Here is a 16320-nt window from a genome sequence, read left to right as displayed (position 1 = left end):
CCCGGGCTGCCAACTCTTGCGCCTTCCTCCGGCACGGCGTAGCGAGACTCCATGACTCTGCACAGGCTTTCGGACCTCACCTGGGAGGAGGTCGGCGCGCTCGACCTCGAGCGAACGGTCGCCATCCTGCCCGTGGGAGCTACCGAGGCGCATGGCCCCCACCTGCCGCTCGACACGGACGTCACGATCGCGGAAGCGATGGCGGAGTCCGGGGCACGCCGACTCTCGGCTAACGGTCTGGAGGTCGTGCTCCTCGACGGCCTCCGGTACACGCCCGCCGCCTTCGCCGCGAGCTTCCCCGGTACAATCGATGTCGGGGCCGCGACGCTCACAGCTCTCCTCATCGACATTGCCGCCGGCCTGCACCGGGCCGGGATCGCCACGCTGGCGATCGCGAACGCCCACTTCGACCCCGCCAACCTCGAGGCGCTTCATGCGGCCGCGGCGGCGATCGGCGAGAGCGAGTCCGTGCGCGTCGTGTTCCCGGATGTGACGCGCCAGCCGTGGGGAAGCCGACTCACCGAGGAGTTCCGCAGCGGCGCCTGTCATGCCGGGCAGTACGAGGGCTCCATCCTCCTCGCCCGCGACCCCGGGCGGGTGCGCGAGGGGGCCATGCGCGCACTGGAAGACAACCCCATCTCCCTTTCCTCCGCGATCCGTGACGGGGTTCGCAACTTCACGGAAGCGGGCGGGAACCGGGCCTACTTCGGCCGTCCGTCGCAGGCGACGGCGGAAGAGGGACGTGCTACCATTGAAACGCTCGGCAGCATCCTCGCGGAAGCGGTGAGTGAGGCACTGAGAGAGGACCTGAGAGAGGACAAGGAGTCGTGACGCGAAACATCTCCGGAGCCCGGACATGAGCCTTGCCGGACGTGGCGCTCTCGTCACGGGCGGCGGGCGCGGCATCGGGGCCGCAACGGCCCGGATGCTGGCGGACAGAGGTGTCCGTCTCGTGCTCGCGGCGCGGAGTACGTCCGAGATCGAGGCCATCGCATCGGAGCTGCGCGACCGCGGGGGCCGGGCGGGGGCCGTGACGTGCGATGTGTCGGATCCGGCGAGCGTGGAGGCCCTGTGCAACGAGGCCGCCGAACAGCTCGGATCCGTGGACATCCTCGTCAACAATGCCGGCGTGGCCAGCTCCGCCCCGGTCATGAAGCTCGCGCTGGAGGAATGGGAACGGCTGTGGCGCATCAACGCGACCGGCGCGCTTCTCGCGATGCAGGGCGTGCTGGCCGGCATGGTGGAACGCGGCTGGGGCCGGATCGTGAACGTTGCCTCGATCGCCGCGCTCCGGGGAGGACGCTACATGGGGGGCTACGCCGCGTCGAAGCACGCGCTCCTCGGGCTCACGCGCTCGGCCGCTGCCGAGGTGGCCGGAGCGGGCTTGACGGTGAACGCGGTCTGTCCCGGCTACGTCGACACGCCGATGACGGACGCGACGATCGAGAACATCGTAAAGCGGACGGACCTGGCGGAGACGGACGCTCTCGACGCGATTCTCGCCACCACACCGCAGGGGCGGCTCATCGCCCCCGAGGAGGTCGCGGCGACCATCGCCTTCCTGTGCCAGGAGGAGGCGCGCAGCATCAACGGCCAGACCGTCGTGCTCGACGGCGGCGCCACCTCGGCCGTCTAGCGCATGGACGACCGCACGGGCGCCTTCGAGGTGTTGAACCCCACCGCGCTGGGCGAGCCGCGGGGCTGGAACCATGGTCTGCTCGCTCCTGCCGGTGGGCGCGTGTTGTTCGTCGCCGGGCAGACCGCGACCGGACCGGAAGGACATATCGAAACCCCGGACTTCGCCGCGCAGTTCGCGCTGGCCCTCGACCGGGTGCTGGCGGTCGTCCGGGCGGCGGACGGCGAACCCTCGCACATCGGACGGATGACGATTTACGTGACGGATCTCGCGGCCTACCGGGATGCCCGACGGGAGCTTGGCGCCGCGTGGCGGGCTCGAATGGGCCGGCACTATCCCGCCATGGCGCTGGTCGAGGTCAGCGGCCTCGTCGATTCCGGCGCACTCGTCGAGATCGAGGCGACCGCCGTCCTCCCGTGACCCCCTGCCACCCCGTGGAAGGAAGTGCGCAGTGCCTCTGAACCCGACGTCATTCCTGTACGAGGTCGATGCCGCGACCGCCGTCGCGACGGTCACGCTCAACCGTCCCGAACGGCGCAACGCGCTGACCTTCGAGATCTACGACGAACTGCGGAACACGTTCCGCGCGCTCGACCGCGAGCCGGGAGTCCGCGCCGTCGTGATTACCGGCGCCGGCGGCGCCTTCTGCACGGGCGGAGATGTGCGCGACATCATCGGGCCGCTGCTGGCCATGGGCTCGGCCGAACTGCTCGAATTCACGCGGATGACCTGTGACCTGATCGCCGCCATGCGGGAGTGCGGCAGACCCGTCGTCGGCGCTCTGAACGGCACCGTCGCGGGCGCGGGGGCCGTGATCGCGACCGCCTGCGACGTGCGGATCGCGGCCGAATCGGCGAAGATCGCCTACCTGTTCACGCGGGTCGGGCTTTCCGGCGCGGACATGGGGATCGCCTGGCTACTGCCGCGCATCATCGGCCTCGGGCGGGCGACGGAGCTCCTGATGACGGGCGATTTTCTCGACGCGCGCGAGGCGCTCCGTCTCGGGCTGTACAACCGGGTGGTGCCCGACGGCGAGGCGCTCGCGGCGGGGACCGAACTGGCGGCGAGGCTGGCGGCTGGCCCTTCGGCCGCGCTGTCCGTCACGAAACGTGCACTGGAGAGGGAGGCGCACATGACGCTGCGCGACGCGCTCGCGGAGGAGGCCCGCGTCCAGGCGGCCTGCATGGAGGACCCGAACTTCCGCGAGGGCTACGAGGCCTTCGTCGAGAAGCGGGCGGCGGTGTTCTCGTGATCGACCTCCATCCCGTCCGTGCCTTTCTCGAACCGCGGCATCTCGAACTCGGGGAGGAACTCGGACGCTACGCGGCGGCCGAGTTCGCTGAACACGCGCATCGGGACGATGATGATCTCGCGCGGCGCTACGCGCGCGAGATCTGCACTTCTCTCGGGCGGGGCGGCTGGCTGAAGGCGGTCGCCCGGCAGGACTTCAGGGCCTGCTCCGTGACGCGCGAGACGCTGGCCTTCTATTCGCCGCTCGCGGACGCCATGTTCGCCCTGCAGGCGCTGGGCTCGACCCCGATCGCGCTCGCGGGCGACGAACGGCAGCGGCGCCTGTGGCTCGACCGCGCCGTCCGGGGGCGAGCCGTGGCCGCTTTCGCGATGAGCGAGCCGGAGGCCGGCTCCGACGTGGCCGCCATGCGCACGACGGCGGTCCGCGACGGGGACCAGTACGTCCTCAACGGCGTGAAGACCTTCATCTCGAATGCCGGGATCGCGGACTTCTACCTCCTCTTCGCCGTCACCGACCCGGAGGAGGGCGTCGCGGGCATCTCCGCCTTCCTCCTCCCGGCCGATACGAAGGGGTTCCGCTTCGTGCGGCCGCTGCTCATGGCCGACCCGCATCCGCTGGGCGAGATCGCCCTCGAGGACTGTCGCCTCCCCGCATCGGCGCGGGTCGGAGGCGAGGGCGAAGGCTACAAGCTGGGGCTCGCCACGCTCGACCGCCTCCGCCCCACGGTCGGCGCCGCGGCGTGCGGGATGGCGGGGCGCGCCCTGCACGAGGCGCTGCACCATGCGCTCACGCGCCGGCAGTTCGGGCGCGCGCTGGCCGACTTCCAGATCACGCAGGAGAAGGTGGGGCGGATGGCCACCGACCTGACCGCCGCCCGGCTCCTCGTGTACCGGGCGGCCTGGGAGCGCGACGGCGGCGCGGACCGTACCGATCTCGAAGCCGCGATGGCCAAGTCGTTCGCGACCGAAATCGCGCAGGGCGTCGTGGACGACGCCGTGCAGATCCTCGGCGGGCGCGGCGTCCTGGCGGACAATCCGGTGGACCGGCTGTACCGCTCCGTGAGAGCTCTGCGGATCTACGAGGGCGCCACCGAGATCCAGCGTCTCATCATCGCGCGGTACCTGCTCGACGCCGCGCGCGCCGAGGGCGAGCCCTGAAGATCGTGTGCGTCGGAGGCGGGCCCGCGGGCCTGTACTTCGCGATTCTGATGAAGGGATCGAACCCCGCGCACGACATCCTCGTCCTGGAGCGCAACCGCCCCGGCGACACGTACGGCTTCGGCGTCGTGTTCTCCGACGCCACACTGGAGGAACTGGCGGCGGCGGATCGCGAGAGCTACGAGGCCATCACGCGCTCGTTCCACCACTGGGACGACATCGACATCCACTATCGGGGCCACCGTCTCTCGTCGACCGGGCACGGGTTCAGCGGCCTCGCCCGCACCGCACTCCTCGACATCCTCGAGTCGCGGGCACGCGACCTCGGCGTGGAGTTGAGGTACGGCGTGGAGGTCGAGTCGGACGAAGCCTGGGCGGGCGCCGACCTCGTACTCGCCGCGGACGGCGTGAACAGCAGCATGCGCGACCGCTACGCCGACGCGTTCGGCCCCCGCATCGACCTCCGGCCGAATCGCTTCGTGTGGCTGGGCACAACGAAGCCCTTCCCCGCCTTCACCTTCCATTTCACGGAAACCGAACACGGCTTGTGGCGCGTCCACGCCTACCAGTACCGGCCCGAATCGGAGGACGCAGAAGCGATCTCCACCTTCATCGTCGAGGCGACGGAGGCCACCTGGCGCGCCGCCGGCATGGACTCGGCGTCGGAAGAAGAGACCGTCCGTTTCCTCGAGGAGACCTTCCGTGAGGAACTGGACTCGCATCGACTCATCGCGAACCGCTCCATCTGGCGGGGCTTCCCGACGGTTCGGAACCGTTCCTGGCGCCACGGCAACATCGTTCTCATCGGCGACGCCGCGCATTCGGCGCACTTCTCCATCGGGTCGGGCACCCGACTCGCCATGATCGACGCGATCTCGCTCCACGAGTCGCTCCTCGCCCATGACCTCGACGCTCGGCCCGCTCTGGAGGCCTACGAAGCGGCCCGCCGGCCCGAGGTCGAGAGCGTGCAGAGGGCGGCCCAGGCGAGTCTCGAGTGGTTCGAGGGCACCGAGCGTTTCATCGAGACGGAACCCCTGCAGTTCGCCTTCAACCTCATCACGCGCAGTCTCCGCATCACCCACTCCAACCTCGCCCTGCGCGACCCGGAGTTCACCGCGCGCGTCGACCGCTGGTTCGCGGAGCGGGCGGCGGATAACAGCGCGGCGGGGGCCGGAAGATCTTCCGCCGGGAGCGTCGGGCCCGGCCCGGCGCCGCCCCCGCTCCTCGCACCGTTACGGCTCCGGGAGCTCGAACTGAAGAACCGGGTCGTCGTCTCGGCCATGTGCCAGTACTCCGCGGAGGACGGGACGCCGGACGACTGGCACCTGGTGAACCTGGGCAGCCGCGCCATCGGCGGGGCCGGACTCGTGATGTCGGAGATGACGGACGTGAGCCGCGAAGGCCGCATCTCTCTCGGCTGCACCGGGATGTACGCCCCCGAGCATGTGGGCGCGTGGAAACGGATCGTCGATTTCGTGCACCTCCACTCCGATGCCGCGATCGGGATGCAACTCGGTCACGCGGGGCGAAAGGCCTCCACGCACCTGTCGTGGGAGGGAGACAACGAGCCGCTGGAAGAGGGCGGGTGGCCGATCATGGCCGCATCTCCCGTGCCCTGGTTCGAGCACAGCCCGGTCCCCCGCGAGATGACCCGGGAGGACATGGATCAGGTGACGGCCGAGTTCCGCCGCGCCGCGGAGATGTCGAAGGAAGCGGGATTCGACCTGCTGGAGATCCACTTCGCGCACGGCTACCTGCTGGCCAGCTTCATCTCCCCTCTCACGAACCTGCGCCAGGACGAGTACGGGGGAGGTATCGACGGACGGCTGCGTTTCCCGCTCGAAGTCCTGAGGGCGGTGCGATCCGCATGGCCGCCGGAGAGTCCGATTTCGGTCCGGATCTCCGCGGTGGACTGGGCGGAAGGCGGAATGACGGCCGACGGAGCCGTCGAGATCGCGCGCCGCCTGAAGGAGGCGGGCGTGGACATCATCGATGTCTCGGCGGGACAGACGGTCCCCTGGCAGAAGCCGGTGTACGGCCGCCAGTACCAGACACCCTTCTCGGACCGCATCCGGCACGAAGTCGGGATCGCGACGATGGCGGTCGGCAACATCTCCTCCTTCATGGACGTGAACACGATCCTCGCGGCCGGAAGGGCGGACCTCTGCTGTCTCGCCCGCGCGCACCTGTGGGATCCATACTGGACCCGGCACGCGGCCTACGCCTCCGGGGCGCCGCTGCCCTGGCCGCCGCAGTATTCGTCGCTGGACGGCTACACGCCGAGGTTCGAGTGGGGCTACTGAGACCGCGGTCGGCCTGAATACGAGCCGCTGAAGGGAGACACATGGCGCACGACAAATTCGTGACGTATTCCGGCTACCTGCACCTCGACACGCTGCTGTCGCTCCAGCAGGAGCAGTCGGGCCGGGAGGGAGACCGCGAACACGATGAGATGCTGTTCATCATCATCCACCAGGTGTACGAGTTGTGGTTCAAGCAACTCCTGCACGAACTGGAATTCGCGCGCGACCGGATGGGGGCCGACGACATGCCGCGGCTCCTGCACACGATGGAGCGCATCCTCTCGATCCTCAAAGTCCAGGTGGCCCAGCTGGACATCCTGGAGACGATGCGTCCTCTGGAGTTCCTCGCCTTCCGGGAACGGCTGGAGGAGGCGAGCGGGCTGCAGTCGTACCAGTTCCGCGAACTCGAGTTCATTCTCGGCCACAAGCGGACGAGCGTGTTCGATCGGTACCCGGACGGGAGCGACGCCCGGCGCCGACTCGAAGCCCGCTACGCGGAACCATCGCTGTGGACCGCCTTCGTCCGCTTCCTCGACGCACGCGGGTACGCGATCCCGCGGGAGGACCTCGAGCGGGATGTCACGGCGCCGACTGAGCCGTCCGAGGGGGTGCAGGCCGCCCTGGTCCGGCTGTACCGGGAGGACCCGCAACTCGTCCAGTTGTGCGAGCGATTCGTGGATCTCGACGAGGGGCTCCAGGAGTGGCGCTACCGGCATGTGAAGATGGTCGAGCGCACGATCGGGACGCGCCCCGGCACCGGCCAGACGGGGGGCGCCGACTATCTCAGGAAGTCGCTCAACCGCCCCGTGTTCCCCGATCTTTGGGCCATCCGCACGGACCTGTGACGAGCCCTGTGCCGAGTATCGCGCCGGAGGACCTGTACCGGGAGCCAAACGCGCTCGCTCCGTACTACTCCCGTTTCCGGGTCGCGGAGCGGCTGCTCCTCACGGGACATTCACACCAGGCGTGGCCCGACTGCGGATTCGCCGGGCAGCTCCAGGCCTGGGAGGACGCAGCCCGTCTGGTGGACGGGAAGTGGGAGGAGGCCTTCGCTCGTGGCGAGCGCGTGCGGGAGGGGTACGCGCGGCTCCTCGGAGGGTCTGGTCGCCCCGACGACGGAGACTACGCCCTCGGCGCGAACACGCACGAACTCGTGGTCCGCTTCCTCTCCGCCCTGCCCCTTGGCGAGCGGCCCCGCCTCGTGACGACCGCGGGCGAGTTTCACTCCATCCGGCGGCAGCTCGACCGGCTGGAAGAGGAAGGGCTGACTGTCGTTCGCGTGCCCGTGGACCCGATCGACTCGCTCTCCGAGCGGCTCGGTGTCGCGACGGACGATGGGACGGCGGCCGTGCTGGTCTCCGCCGTCCTCTACCGCGACGCTCGCATCGTCGGGGGACTCGACCGCGTCCAGGTGCGCTGCCGGCGGGTCGGGGCCGAGCTGCTCGTGGACGCCTATCACGCGCTGAACGCGATCCCCTTCGACCTCTCGAGCCTGGGCCTGGAAGGCGCGTTCGTGACGGGGGGCGGCTACAAGTACTGCCAGCTCGGGGAGGGCAACTGCTTCCTGCGCGTGCCGCCGGACTGTCGGCTGCGTCCCGCGATCACGGGCTGGTTCGCGGAGTTCTCGGCGCTGCACGAAGGGGAAGACGCCGGGCGGGTGCGCTACGGCCCGGGAGGGGAACGGTTTGCCGGCAGCACCTACGATCCGACGAGCCACTACCGGGCGGCCGAGGTGTTCGACTTCTTCCGCGAGCGGGGACTGACGCCGGAGTTGCTGCGCGAGGTGAGCCGACATCAGGTGGGCCGCCTGGCCGAGGCTTTCGACGCCCTCGACGCGGACCCAGCCCTGATCGACCGCGACCGGGAGACGCCGCCCGAGGCCGTCGGCGGCTTCCTCGCTCTGCGGACGCCGCGGGCAGGGGACTTCCACAACGTCCTCGCCGCGCGTGGGGTGGCCACGGACTACCGCGACGACCTGCTGCGACTGGGTCCGGCCCCCTACCTCGGCGACCGGCGACTGGACGACGCGATCGCCGCCCTCGGAGAAGTGGCGGCCAGTCTCTAGCTGTCGGGCCGGGCGGCGCGGCCCACCGCCCAGTCCAGGTCGGCCCGGCTGTCCACGCCGCGCACCATCGTCTCCAGGTCGCCGATGCCGGTCAGCTGTTCGGCCGTGACGTGTCGCACCTTCAACCGCTCGAGAAAACTCATCATCGAGGGGGACGAGTCCCTGGACTCGGCGGCACGCGCCACAAGCCGCGCGGCCAGCCGGCCGACCTCGCGCCGATAGGCGGCGCACAGCGGTTGTGCCCGGCCGCGGGCGCGCGGCACGACGGCGTCCAACTCCGCGTCGCTTGCGAGTTCGCGGCTCAGGCGGTCGACGAGATCCGGTGTGACGAAGGGCAGGTCACCCGCCAGCACGACGCAGATCGCGCCGCCCGCCGCGTCCAGTCCTGAGGTGAGGCCGGCGAGGGGACCGAGGTCGGGCACCGGGTCGGGCACGACGATGAGGGCGCGGCCCTTCGGGTTCCGGAGGGCGACGGATCCGGGCGGGCGGCCCGCACGATCCGCGCCGGGTTCCCAGCCTTCCGCGGCGAGGGTGCCCTGGAAGGGCGGCACCTCGCGCACTGCGAGCACGACATCCGCGATATGCGCCGTGGCTTCCAGGATCCGCGACAGCACGGTGCGACCGCCGATCTCGACCAGCGGCTTGTTGCGGCCGAGGCGGCGTGAACGGCCGCCAGCCACGATCACGAGCGACCTGTCCGGCCCGCTCATGTCCCGGCAGGCTCTCCGGGGCCCGTGGCCTCCGGCCCGGGCGCCACGCCGAGATCCCCCAGCAACGCGGCCACCCGCCGGCGAATGTCATCCCGGACCGCCCGGAACTCCTCCGCCGGAAGGTCCTTCGGGTCCCGCACCTGCCAGTCCTCCCGCCGCCGGGCGGGCACGTGCGGGCACGCGTCGCCGCACCCCATGGTGACGACCGCATCGAAGCCCCCGGGCGGTATCGCGTCCAGCCCTTCCGACCGGTGGGCGCCGAGATCGTAGCCCAACTCCGCCATGGACTCGATCGCCCGCGGGTTCACGACCCCCGAGGGCTGCGAACCCCCGCTCGCCGCTTCCACGCCGTCACCCGCCAGCATGCGGGCGAACGCTTCCGCCATCTGGCTCCGGCAGGAGTTCTCCACGCAGACGAAGAGGAGCCGCGGCTGAGTCATGCTCGTGCCGGTTGCGCCGATTCCCGCTCGCGGCTGCGGCGCTCAGCCCCCGAGGACGTTGAACTGCCGGCTGAACTTGACGATCAGCGAGCGGCCCTGCGGCCCGTGCAGATCCTGGATCCCCTGGATGTCGTTGTAGACGATGAACAGTCCGGTCCCCGCCGTGTTGAGCCACCCGAACCGCACGTTGGCCGAGAAGGTGTCGAGCTGCGTCGAGTACTGGACGAGCGACTGCAGGTAGACGCTCGGCGAGAAGAAGTACCCGAAGTTCACGCCGGCCAGCGTCGTGACGAAGTCCCCGTGCTCCAGCGTGACGTTGTTGTAGTCGAGCCGGAGCGACGTGCTGAACGAGGAACCCGACCGCATGGTCAACGTCCCGTTCAGGCTGCGGCGCGACCCCGACAGGAAGGAGCCGATGTTCGCGCCGCTGTTGAAGGAGACCTTCGCCGACTCGTCCGTCCAGAAGCGGAGCTGACTCTCCCAGCCGTCGTACGTCCCGGTGGGTACCGTGACGTCCGTCCCGAAGATCGTGAACGGCTCGTACAGCCCCTCCCGCACCCAGTTGACGCCGGTGTGGGCCTCCATCCCGTCGTTGAACTCCCAGTGCGTGTCGATGTGGAGCCGCGCCGACTCCTCGAACCCCTGCTCGACGCCGGTCTTGTCGCTCCGGAAGGTGTAGTACGAGACGTGCGGACGGATCTCGCGGAAGGTCTCGGCCGGATGGATGTTGTGCATCAGGAAGAGCTGGTAGTACTGGTGGCCGGTCCGCCGCAGGAAGCCCACTTCGGGGTTGAAGTTCTCGCCGAAGTGCTGGTACTGGACGTTCCCCCGCCACTTGCGGGTTGTGAGACCGAAGGTTGTGTCGAAGGCCTGGTCCGCCTGCGTCAGGCCGGGGGTCACCGTCCTCGCCCCCCAGGCGGTCAGCGTCCACGCCTCACCCAACCCGAGCTGTCCATCCACGGCGTAGGTCCGGTTGTAGTCGTTGAAAGCGCTCCCATCCCGGTTGATGAACGCGGCGCCGATCCGCGACCGGTTGGGCAGTTCCCGCGCCACGCGGGCGACCGAGTACGCGTTCCCATCCTGGACGCCCTCGACCCCGTCGGTCCCGATGTGCAGCATCCCGACGTTGAACCCGGCCGCTCGCCCGGAGACGCGGGCGCCGCCGGTGATCGGGACCTGCCGGCCGTTGGCGATGCCGATGCGGCGGCTGAAGAAGAGATCCGCCCCGCCACCCCCGACCGCGAAGAAGCCCGCGTTCTCGAGGAAGAAGGGGCGCTTCTCGGGGAAGAGCAGGCTGAAGCGCGTCAGGTTTACCTGCTGGTCGTCCACCTCCACCTGCGCGAAGTCGGTATTGTAGGTCGCGTCGAGCGTGACTCCCCGCGTGAGCTGGAGCTTGGCCTCGCCGCCGAACTCGTAGTTCTGGTCGAAGGCCGTCTGCCCGCCCGCGTAGTCGCGCGCCGTCGAGCCCAGCATGTAGGGGGTGAACGAGCCGAGGCGTCGGAAGGGGAGTTCGAGCCCCGTCAGGTGGCCTGCGTAGTTGAGCCGGTAGAGGGTGAACTCGCGCGGGACCGCGGACCAGAAGGATTCCTCGTTCCGGCGCCGGATCTGACGGGAGACGTTGAAGCCCCAAGTCTGGTCGGTCCCGTAGCGCAGCGTGTTGAAGGGAATCCGGAACTCGGCGTACCACCCTCCATCGTCCCGACTCGTCGCGACGTTCCACGATCCATCCCAGTTCTTGTTGAAGCCACCGCCCGCGCCGGACTGCATGCGCCGCTGCGTGTTGAAACCGCCCCCCAGAAAGAAGCCGCCGCCACGGCCTTCGTTGGCGACCTGTCCGTCGTACTCGATGCCCGACGGCGTCGTCCCGAACACGAACGCGTTCTGGTAGTCGTGGTAGGTGTCGAACGCGAGCAGGATGTGGTCGGCCTCGGCAACCTCCATGTCGCGGATCCGGTCCCCGGGGATGATTCCCGCCGGGTCCTCGTCGAAAGCCCAGACGCCGATGTAGATGGCCTCGTCGTCGAACACCATGCGGACTTCGGTGCGCTCCGAGGCCGGCTGCCCGTCGAAGGGCTCGCGCTGGATGAAATCCGTCATCACCGACGCCACGTCCCACGCCGCATCGTCCAGGACTCCATCGATGACGGGAGCCTGCGCGGTACGGACCGCAAGGCCCTCCAGCGGCGGTGGCGGCGCCTCTTCCGGCTCGTTCTGGCCGGGGCCGTCCTGCGCGAGCAATCCCGGCGCCGGCAGGGACAGGACGATGAAACAGGCGATCCCGAGGCCTGGGCGACGGCCGGGGAGACTACGGTTTCTTCGGAAGCTCATATGACGAACACCTCGGAGGATGGACCTGCGCATGCCAAACCTGAAAATGTAAACGGCCGCACCTGGATCGGCGAACACCTCCGGTGAGCCCGCTGAGTCAAACACGCAGCGGCTGCGCTCGGTTGCAACGGTGAGCCGTGAATTGCTATGTTCAGTGATATGGACAGCGTTTAAGCACGTATGCGATTCTTCCGCAAGGAACTTCAGGGCCTGTCACTGCGCGATTTCCGCAGCCGCGTCAACGCGGAGTTGCCGGAGCACGCGCGGGTGAGCCTCGGCACGCTTTCGAACTACGAGCGGGAGGCCGGCGGGTCACGCAGGGCGGGCCCCCGAGCCGAGTTCCTGGCGGCGCTCAAGCGCGCCTTCCCTCCCCTCCGGCTCGAGTGGCTGATTCTCGGCGAGGGAGAGCCGACGACCGTCGCCCAGCGACTCGCCGCGCCCGAGGGTCTCGAGACGAAGGCGGGGTCGCCGGCCGGCGAGGGCGCCTCGTTCGCTGCCCGGGTTCTGGCGCGTTATCCCGACCTCGAGCTGCTCTCTCCGGAGGCTTCGGCCCTGTTCATGGCCGCGCTGACGCGGCTGGCGATGGGCGAACCGAAGCTGGCGCTCGACGAAGGGGACCTGATCCAGCTGGCGGGGGACCTGCGCTGGCTGCTTCTGCTTCCTCTGGGCGCGTGGGGATTTCACCACGCGCCGCCCTACCGGGCGTTCTCCGACTACGCCGTGGCTATGCTCCACGCGCTCAGCCAACTGATGCCGGAAAGCGGGGACGGTGATCCGATCGCCGACCACGCCACCTCGATCCTCCCGCGGCTGCGCCGCTTTCGGACGGTCGGTTTCTAGACGCCGTCACGTCGATTAGATTCCTCGCCGGGTCTTCGTCGCAGTTGGGGCGGGGCGGTTGCGGAGGGCGAAGGCGGAGTCGTGGCGAGTCTCCTTTAGCCCGGAGACCTGACGTCAACTCTTCCTGACAACCTGGACATACATGGCAACCCCTATCGACCAGACCGACGACCTGCAGCGGGCGCTCAGCGCCCTGACCCGCCCCGAATGGCGGGATCTCCAGACCGAAGACCTCCTCGCGATGTATCGCGTGATGTACACGTCGCGGATGATCGACGACCGCGAAATCGCGATGAAGCGTCAGAACCGCATCTTCTTCCAGATCTCCGGCGCCGGGCACGAAGCCCTGCTCGTCGCCGCGGGACGCGCGCTCAGGCCCGGGTACGACTGGTTCTTCACCTACTACCGGGACCGCGCGCTCTGCCTCGAACTCGGCATGTCTCCGTACGAGATGTTTCTTGGCGATGTCGGGGCGGAGGAGGATCCGTCGACGGGCGGACGGCAGATGCCGGCGCACTTCGGTTCTCCGGCTCTGCACCTCGTCACGCCGTCCAGCCCGACCGGCACGCAGTTCAACCAGGCGGTGGGGTGCGCGGAGGGCATCGTTCGCGCCCGGACCATGGGCCTGGACCGACTCGACGCGGTCACCCCGCATGTGGAATCGGACGAGATCGTGCTCGTGTGCACGGGAGACGGCACGACCTCGGAAGGAGAGTTCTGGGAGGCGATGAACAGTGCCTCCAACCTGCAGCTTCCCATCCTCTTCCTCGTGGAGGACAACGGGTACGCGATCTCCGTGCCGGTGGAGGTCAACACCGCCGGGGGAAGCATTTCCAGTCTCGTGAAGAACTTCCCGAGCCTCTACGTCGAAGAGGTCGACGGCACGGACCCGCTCGAGAGTTACGTCGTCATGCGGCGCGCGGCGCGCTATGTGAGGTCCGGTCAGGGTCCGGCGCTCGTCCACGCACATGTCACCCGGCCCTATAGCCACTCGATGTCGGACGACGAGCGTCTCTACAAGTCCGAGAGCGAACGGGAACTCGAATCCGTGCGCGACCCGCTGGTCACCTTCGCCGACTACCTCATGCGGGAACAGGTGATCGACGCCGACGAACTCGAATCGCTCAAGGCGGAGATCAAGGCCGAAGTGGCCGACGCGGCCGACCGGGCCATGGCCCGCCCGCAGCCGAGCCCCGACACCGTCTACACGCACGTGTACTCGGACGAGGTCGATCCCACGTCGAGCGCCTTCGAGACCGAGGCCCGGCCCGATCCGGAGGGGAATCCGAAGACGATGGTCGACCTGCTCAACGCCTGCATGCGCGACGAGATGCGGCGTGAGCCGCGGATCGTGGTATTCGGACAGGATGTGGCCGACGCGAGCCGCGAGGAGATCCTCGACGAGGTCAAGGGCAAGGGCGGCGTGTTCAAGGTCACGTACGGCCTGCAACGCGAGTTCGGGTCGCTGCGGGTGTACAACGCCCCGCTCGCGGAGGCGAACATCGTCGGGCGCGCCGTGGGTCTCGCCGTACGCGGCTTGAAGCCGGTCGCCGAGGTCCAGTTCTTCGACTACATCTGGCCGGCCTACCACCAGTTCCGGAACGAGGTCGCGACCTTCCGCTGGCGCTCCTCGGGAAGCTGGAAGTGTCCGCTCGTCATCCGAACCACGTACGGGGGGTACATCTCGGGCGGCGCCATGTATCACTCGCAGACGGGCGCCTCGCTCTTCACGCACACGCCCGGCATGCACGTGATCTGCCCCTCGAACGCGGTCGATGCGAACGGGCTCCTGCGGACGGCGATCCGTTGCGACGACCCGGTGCTCTTCCTCGAGCACAAGCACCTGTACCGGCAGACGTACAACAAGGGGATCTATCCGGGTCCCGAGTACATGATCCCGTTCGGCAAGGCCGCGCTCGTCACGGAGGGCGACGATCTCACGATCGTCACGTACGGCGCCATGGTCGAGCGCACGCGCAAGGCGCTGGCGAAGCTCGACCGCGCCGGGGAGCCGGTGCGCGCGGACCTGATCGACCTGCGGTCGCTGAACCCGATCGACATGGACACGATCCGCCGCTCCGTGATGAAGACGAACCGCGTGCTCGTGGCGTACGAGGACGCGAAGTCGTGGGGCTACGGGGCGGAGATCTCGGCTCGCCTGGCCGACGAGTTGTTCGAGTGGCTCGACGCGCCGATCCGCCGGATCAGCTCGACGGACACCTTCATCGGCTACGCGCCCACGCTGGAGAAAGCCTCCCTGCCCCAGGTCGACGACATCGCCGAAGCGATCGTGGAACTCGCCATCTGGTAATCGGCGGGAGCCGGCGTCGGGCTTCGGCTACCCGACGCTCTACGCTTTACCGCCGGGCGCGCCAGGCGCGGATGTGTTCCCTGAGTTCAGAGCGCGTCACGCCGGGGCCGCACCACTCCAGCCGGGGGCCGAAAGCGTCGAAGTGGGGCAGCGTCGAGTCGTGGATCCACGCGGGCTCGAGCCCGCGCCGCCGGCCCCAGTCTTCGAGTTCCTCCCGGGAGAGATCGCTGTAGACGTGGCACAGCGGGTCCCCCTTCGAGCTCCCGAGGCGGGGGATGTCCTTCCGCGAGGTGTGGTAGTGGTAGCGGATCACGGGCCGCCCCCGGCAGCCGACCGCGATCCACCCGACCGTAACTCCTCAAGCGCCTCCAGACTTCGGGGCCAGTCCTTTCCCAACAGCCGGGAGAGGGCCCGGTCCGCCAGCACTTTCCCGCCGGTCTGGCAGGCGGCGCAGTAGTTCGTTTCGTTGTCCGCATATCGGATCCGCTGCACCGGGGCGGCACAGTCCGGGCACGGACGCCCGTATTGTCCGTGTACCGCCATCTCGTCGTGGAACGCGGTCACCTTCTCCGGGAACTTCCCCGCAAGTTGATCGCGCAGCCGGCACGTCCACCGCTCCAGCGTGCCGCGCGTGGCCTCGTGGAGCCGGCCGATCTCCTCGTCATCGAGCCGGCTCGTCCACTTGATCGGCGACAGCTTCGCCGCGTGCAGGATCTCGTCGGAATACGCGTTGCCGATGCCCGAGAAGAGGCGCGGGTCCGTGAGCGCGCGCTTGAGCGTGTGGTTGCGGGCCGTGAGCGTCTCGCGGAAGGCGGCCGGGTCCGCCGTCAGCGGATCGATCCCCCCCGGATCGTGGCGCGCGAGTCCCTCGCCCCCCCGCACGACGTGGAGCGATGCCCGTTTCTTCGTGCCGGCCTCCGTGAGGAGCACGCTGCCGTGCGCGAAGTCGAAGGCGGCGAGACCGAGCCGTCGCGGGATCTTCACGCCGGCGTCACGCCACCGGAGACGGCCCGCGATCATGAGATGGAGGACGAGCCACAGCTCCCCTTCGTATTCCTGCTCGTCGCGGCAGGTCAGCCCGATCGCGATACGCTTCCCAAGCCGACGCAGAGCCACGACCTCGCGTCCGTGTGCATCGGCAAGAGGTGGGTCGACGCTCCGAAGCAGGAACGGACTTCCGAGGCGCACGCGCTCCAGCGTACGGCCGAGGACGCGCGCCTCCAGCGCTTCGAGATAGACAGTGATATCGGGCAGCTCGGGCATCGGGGGCGGGCGGCG

Annotated in this window: 15 protein-coding genes; 10 read left to right on the top strand and 5 right to left on the bottom strand. The window is 69.0% G+C overall.

Features of this window, described 5'->3' with window-relative positions:
- The first annotated feature begins 51 nt into the window (after positions 1–51).
- Genes ACOOGH_RS15315 through ACOOGH_RS15280 form a run of 8 tightly spaced genes read left to right on the top strand, consistent with a single transcriptional unit; the run spans position 52 to position 8413 of the window.
- Entirely contained in the window at positions 52–831 is a 780-nt protein-coding gene (locus tag ACOOGH_RS15315) for a creatininase family protein (protein WP_420449743.1), read from the top strand.
- 25 nt (positions 832–856) lie between these two features.
- Positions 857–1636, top strand: coding sequence for an SDR family NAD(P)-dependent oxidoreductase (locus ACOOGH_RS15310; protein WP_420449742.1), 780 nt, complete (start codon positions 857–859; stop codon positions 1634–1636).
- A 3-nt stretch (positions 1637–1639) separates the two neighbouring features.
- Positions 1640–2056, top strand: a complete 417-nt coding sequence (locus tag ACOOGH_RS15305) for a RidA family protein (RefSeq protein ID WP_420449741.1) — start codon at positions 1640–1642, stop codon at positions 2054–2056.
- 31 nt (positions 2057–2087) lie between these two features.
- Positions 2088–2888: an enoyl-CoA hydratase family protein gene (locus tag ACOOGH_RS15300; RefSeq protein ID WP_420449740.1), complete on the top strand. Its 801-nt coding sequence runs from the start codon at positions 2088–2090 to the stop codon at positions 2886–2888.
- Positions 2885–4045, top strand: a complete 1161-nt coding sequence (locus ACOOGH_RS15295) for an acyl-CoA dehydrogenase family protein (protein ID WP_420449739.1) — start codon at positions 2885–2887, stop codon at positions 4043–4045. Before ACOOGH_RS15300 ends, ACOOGH_RS15295 begins: the two co-directional genes overlap by 4 nt.
- Before the next feature lie 5 nt (positions 4046–4050).
- The gene (locus tag ACOOGH_RS15290; RefSeq protein WP_420449738.1) at positions 4051–6348 is read left to right on the top strand and encodes a bifunctional salicylyl-CoA 5-hydroxylase/oxidoreductase; all 2298 of its coding nucleotides are present in this window, start codon (positions 4051–4053) and stop codon (positions 6346–6348) included.
- Between the two features lie 41 nt (positions 6349–6389).
- On the top strand, positions 6390–7193 hold the full coding sequence (locus ACOOGH_RS15285; RefSeq protein WP_420449737.1) for a tryptophan 2,3-dioxygenase: 804 nt from the start codon (positions 6390–6392) through the stop codon (positions 7191–7193).
- An 8-nt stretch (positions 7194–7201) separates the two neighbouring features.
- Entirely contained in the window at positions 7202–8413 is a 1212-nt protein-coding gene (locus ACOOGH_RS15280) for a kynureninase (RefSeq protein ID WP_420449736.1), read from the top strand.
- On the opposite strand, the gene mobA is transcribed toward ACOOGH_RS15280, so the two are convergent.
- Genes mobA through ACOOGH_RS15265 form a run of 3 tightly spaced genes read right to left on the bottom strand, consistent with a single transcriptional unit; the run spans position 8410 to position 11891 of the window.
- Positions 8410–9123 carry a molybdenum cofactor guanylyltransferase gene (gene mobA / locus ACOOGH_RS15275; protein ID WP_420449735.1) on the bottom strand — a complete coding sequence of 238 codons (714 nt, stop codon included), beginning with the start codon at positions 9121–9123 and terminating at the stop codon, positions 8410–8412. The genes ACOOGH_RS15280 and mobA overlap by 4 nt on opposite strands.
- Positions 9120–9563: an arsenate reductase ArsC gene (locus tag ACOOGH_RS15270; RefSeq protein ID WP_420449734.1), complete on the bottom strand. Its 444-nt coding sequence runs from the start codon at positions 9561–9563 to the stop codon at positions 9120–9122. The genes mobA and ACOOGH_RS15270 overlap by 4 nt, the downstream gene beginning before the upstream one ends.
- Positions 9564–9605: 42 nt before the next feature.
- Positions 9606–11891: a DUF5916 domain-containing protein gene (locus ACOOGH_RS15265; protein WP_420449733.1), complete on the bottom strand. Its 2286-nt coding sequence runs from the start codon at positions 11889–11891 to the stop codon at positions 9606–9608.
- Positions 11892–12071: 180 nt separating this feature from the next.
- On the opposite strand from ACOOGH_RS15265, the gene ACOOGH_RS15260 reads away from it, so the two are divergent.
- Positions 12072–12731: a hypothetical protein gene (locus ACOOGH_RS15260; RefSeq protein ID WP_420449732.1), complete on the top strand. Its 660-nt coding sequence runs from the start codon at positions 12072–12074 to the stop codon at positions 12729–12731.
- Positions 12732–12873: 142 nt separating this feature from the next.
- Positions 12874–15042: an alpha-ketoacid dehydrogenase subunit alpha/beta gene (locus ACOOGH_RS15255; RefSeq protein WP_420449731.1), complete on the top strand. Its 2169-nt coding sequence runs from the start codon at positions 12874–12876 to the stop codon at positions 15040–15042.
- A 46-nt stretch (positions 15043–15088) separates the two neighbouring features.
- On the opposite strand, the gene ACOOGH_RS15250 is transcribed toward ACOOGH_RS15255, so the two are convergent.
- Together ACOOGH_RS15250 and ACOOGH_RS15245 are read right to left on the bottom strand one after the other, a co-directional pair.
- Entirely contained in the window at positions 15089–15355 is a 267-nt protein-coding gene (locus ACOOGH_RS15250; protein WP_420449730.1) for a hypothetical protein, read from the bottom strand.
- On the bottom strand, positions 15352–16305 hold the full coding sequence (locus ACOOGH_RS15245) for an Fpg/Nei family DNA glycosylase (RefSeq protein WP_420449729.1): 954 nt from the start codon (positions 16303–16305) through the stop codon (positions 15352–15354). The genes ACOOGH_RS15250 and ACOOGH_RS15245 overlap by 4 nt, the downstream gene beginning before the upstream one ends.
- Between the last annotated feature and the right edge of the window lie 15 nt (positions 16306–16320).

Origin of the sequence: Candidatus Palauibacter sp. (assembly GCF_965213655.1) — a bacterium.
GTDB lineage: Bacteria > Gemmatimonadota > Gemmatimonadetes > Palauibacterales > Palauibacteraceae > Palauibacter.
Note: the sequence above shows the minus strand (reverse complement) of the source record. Positions and strands in the feature narration are given on the sequence as shown.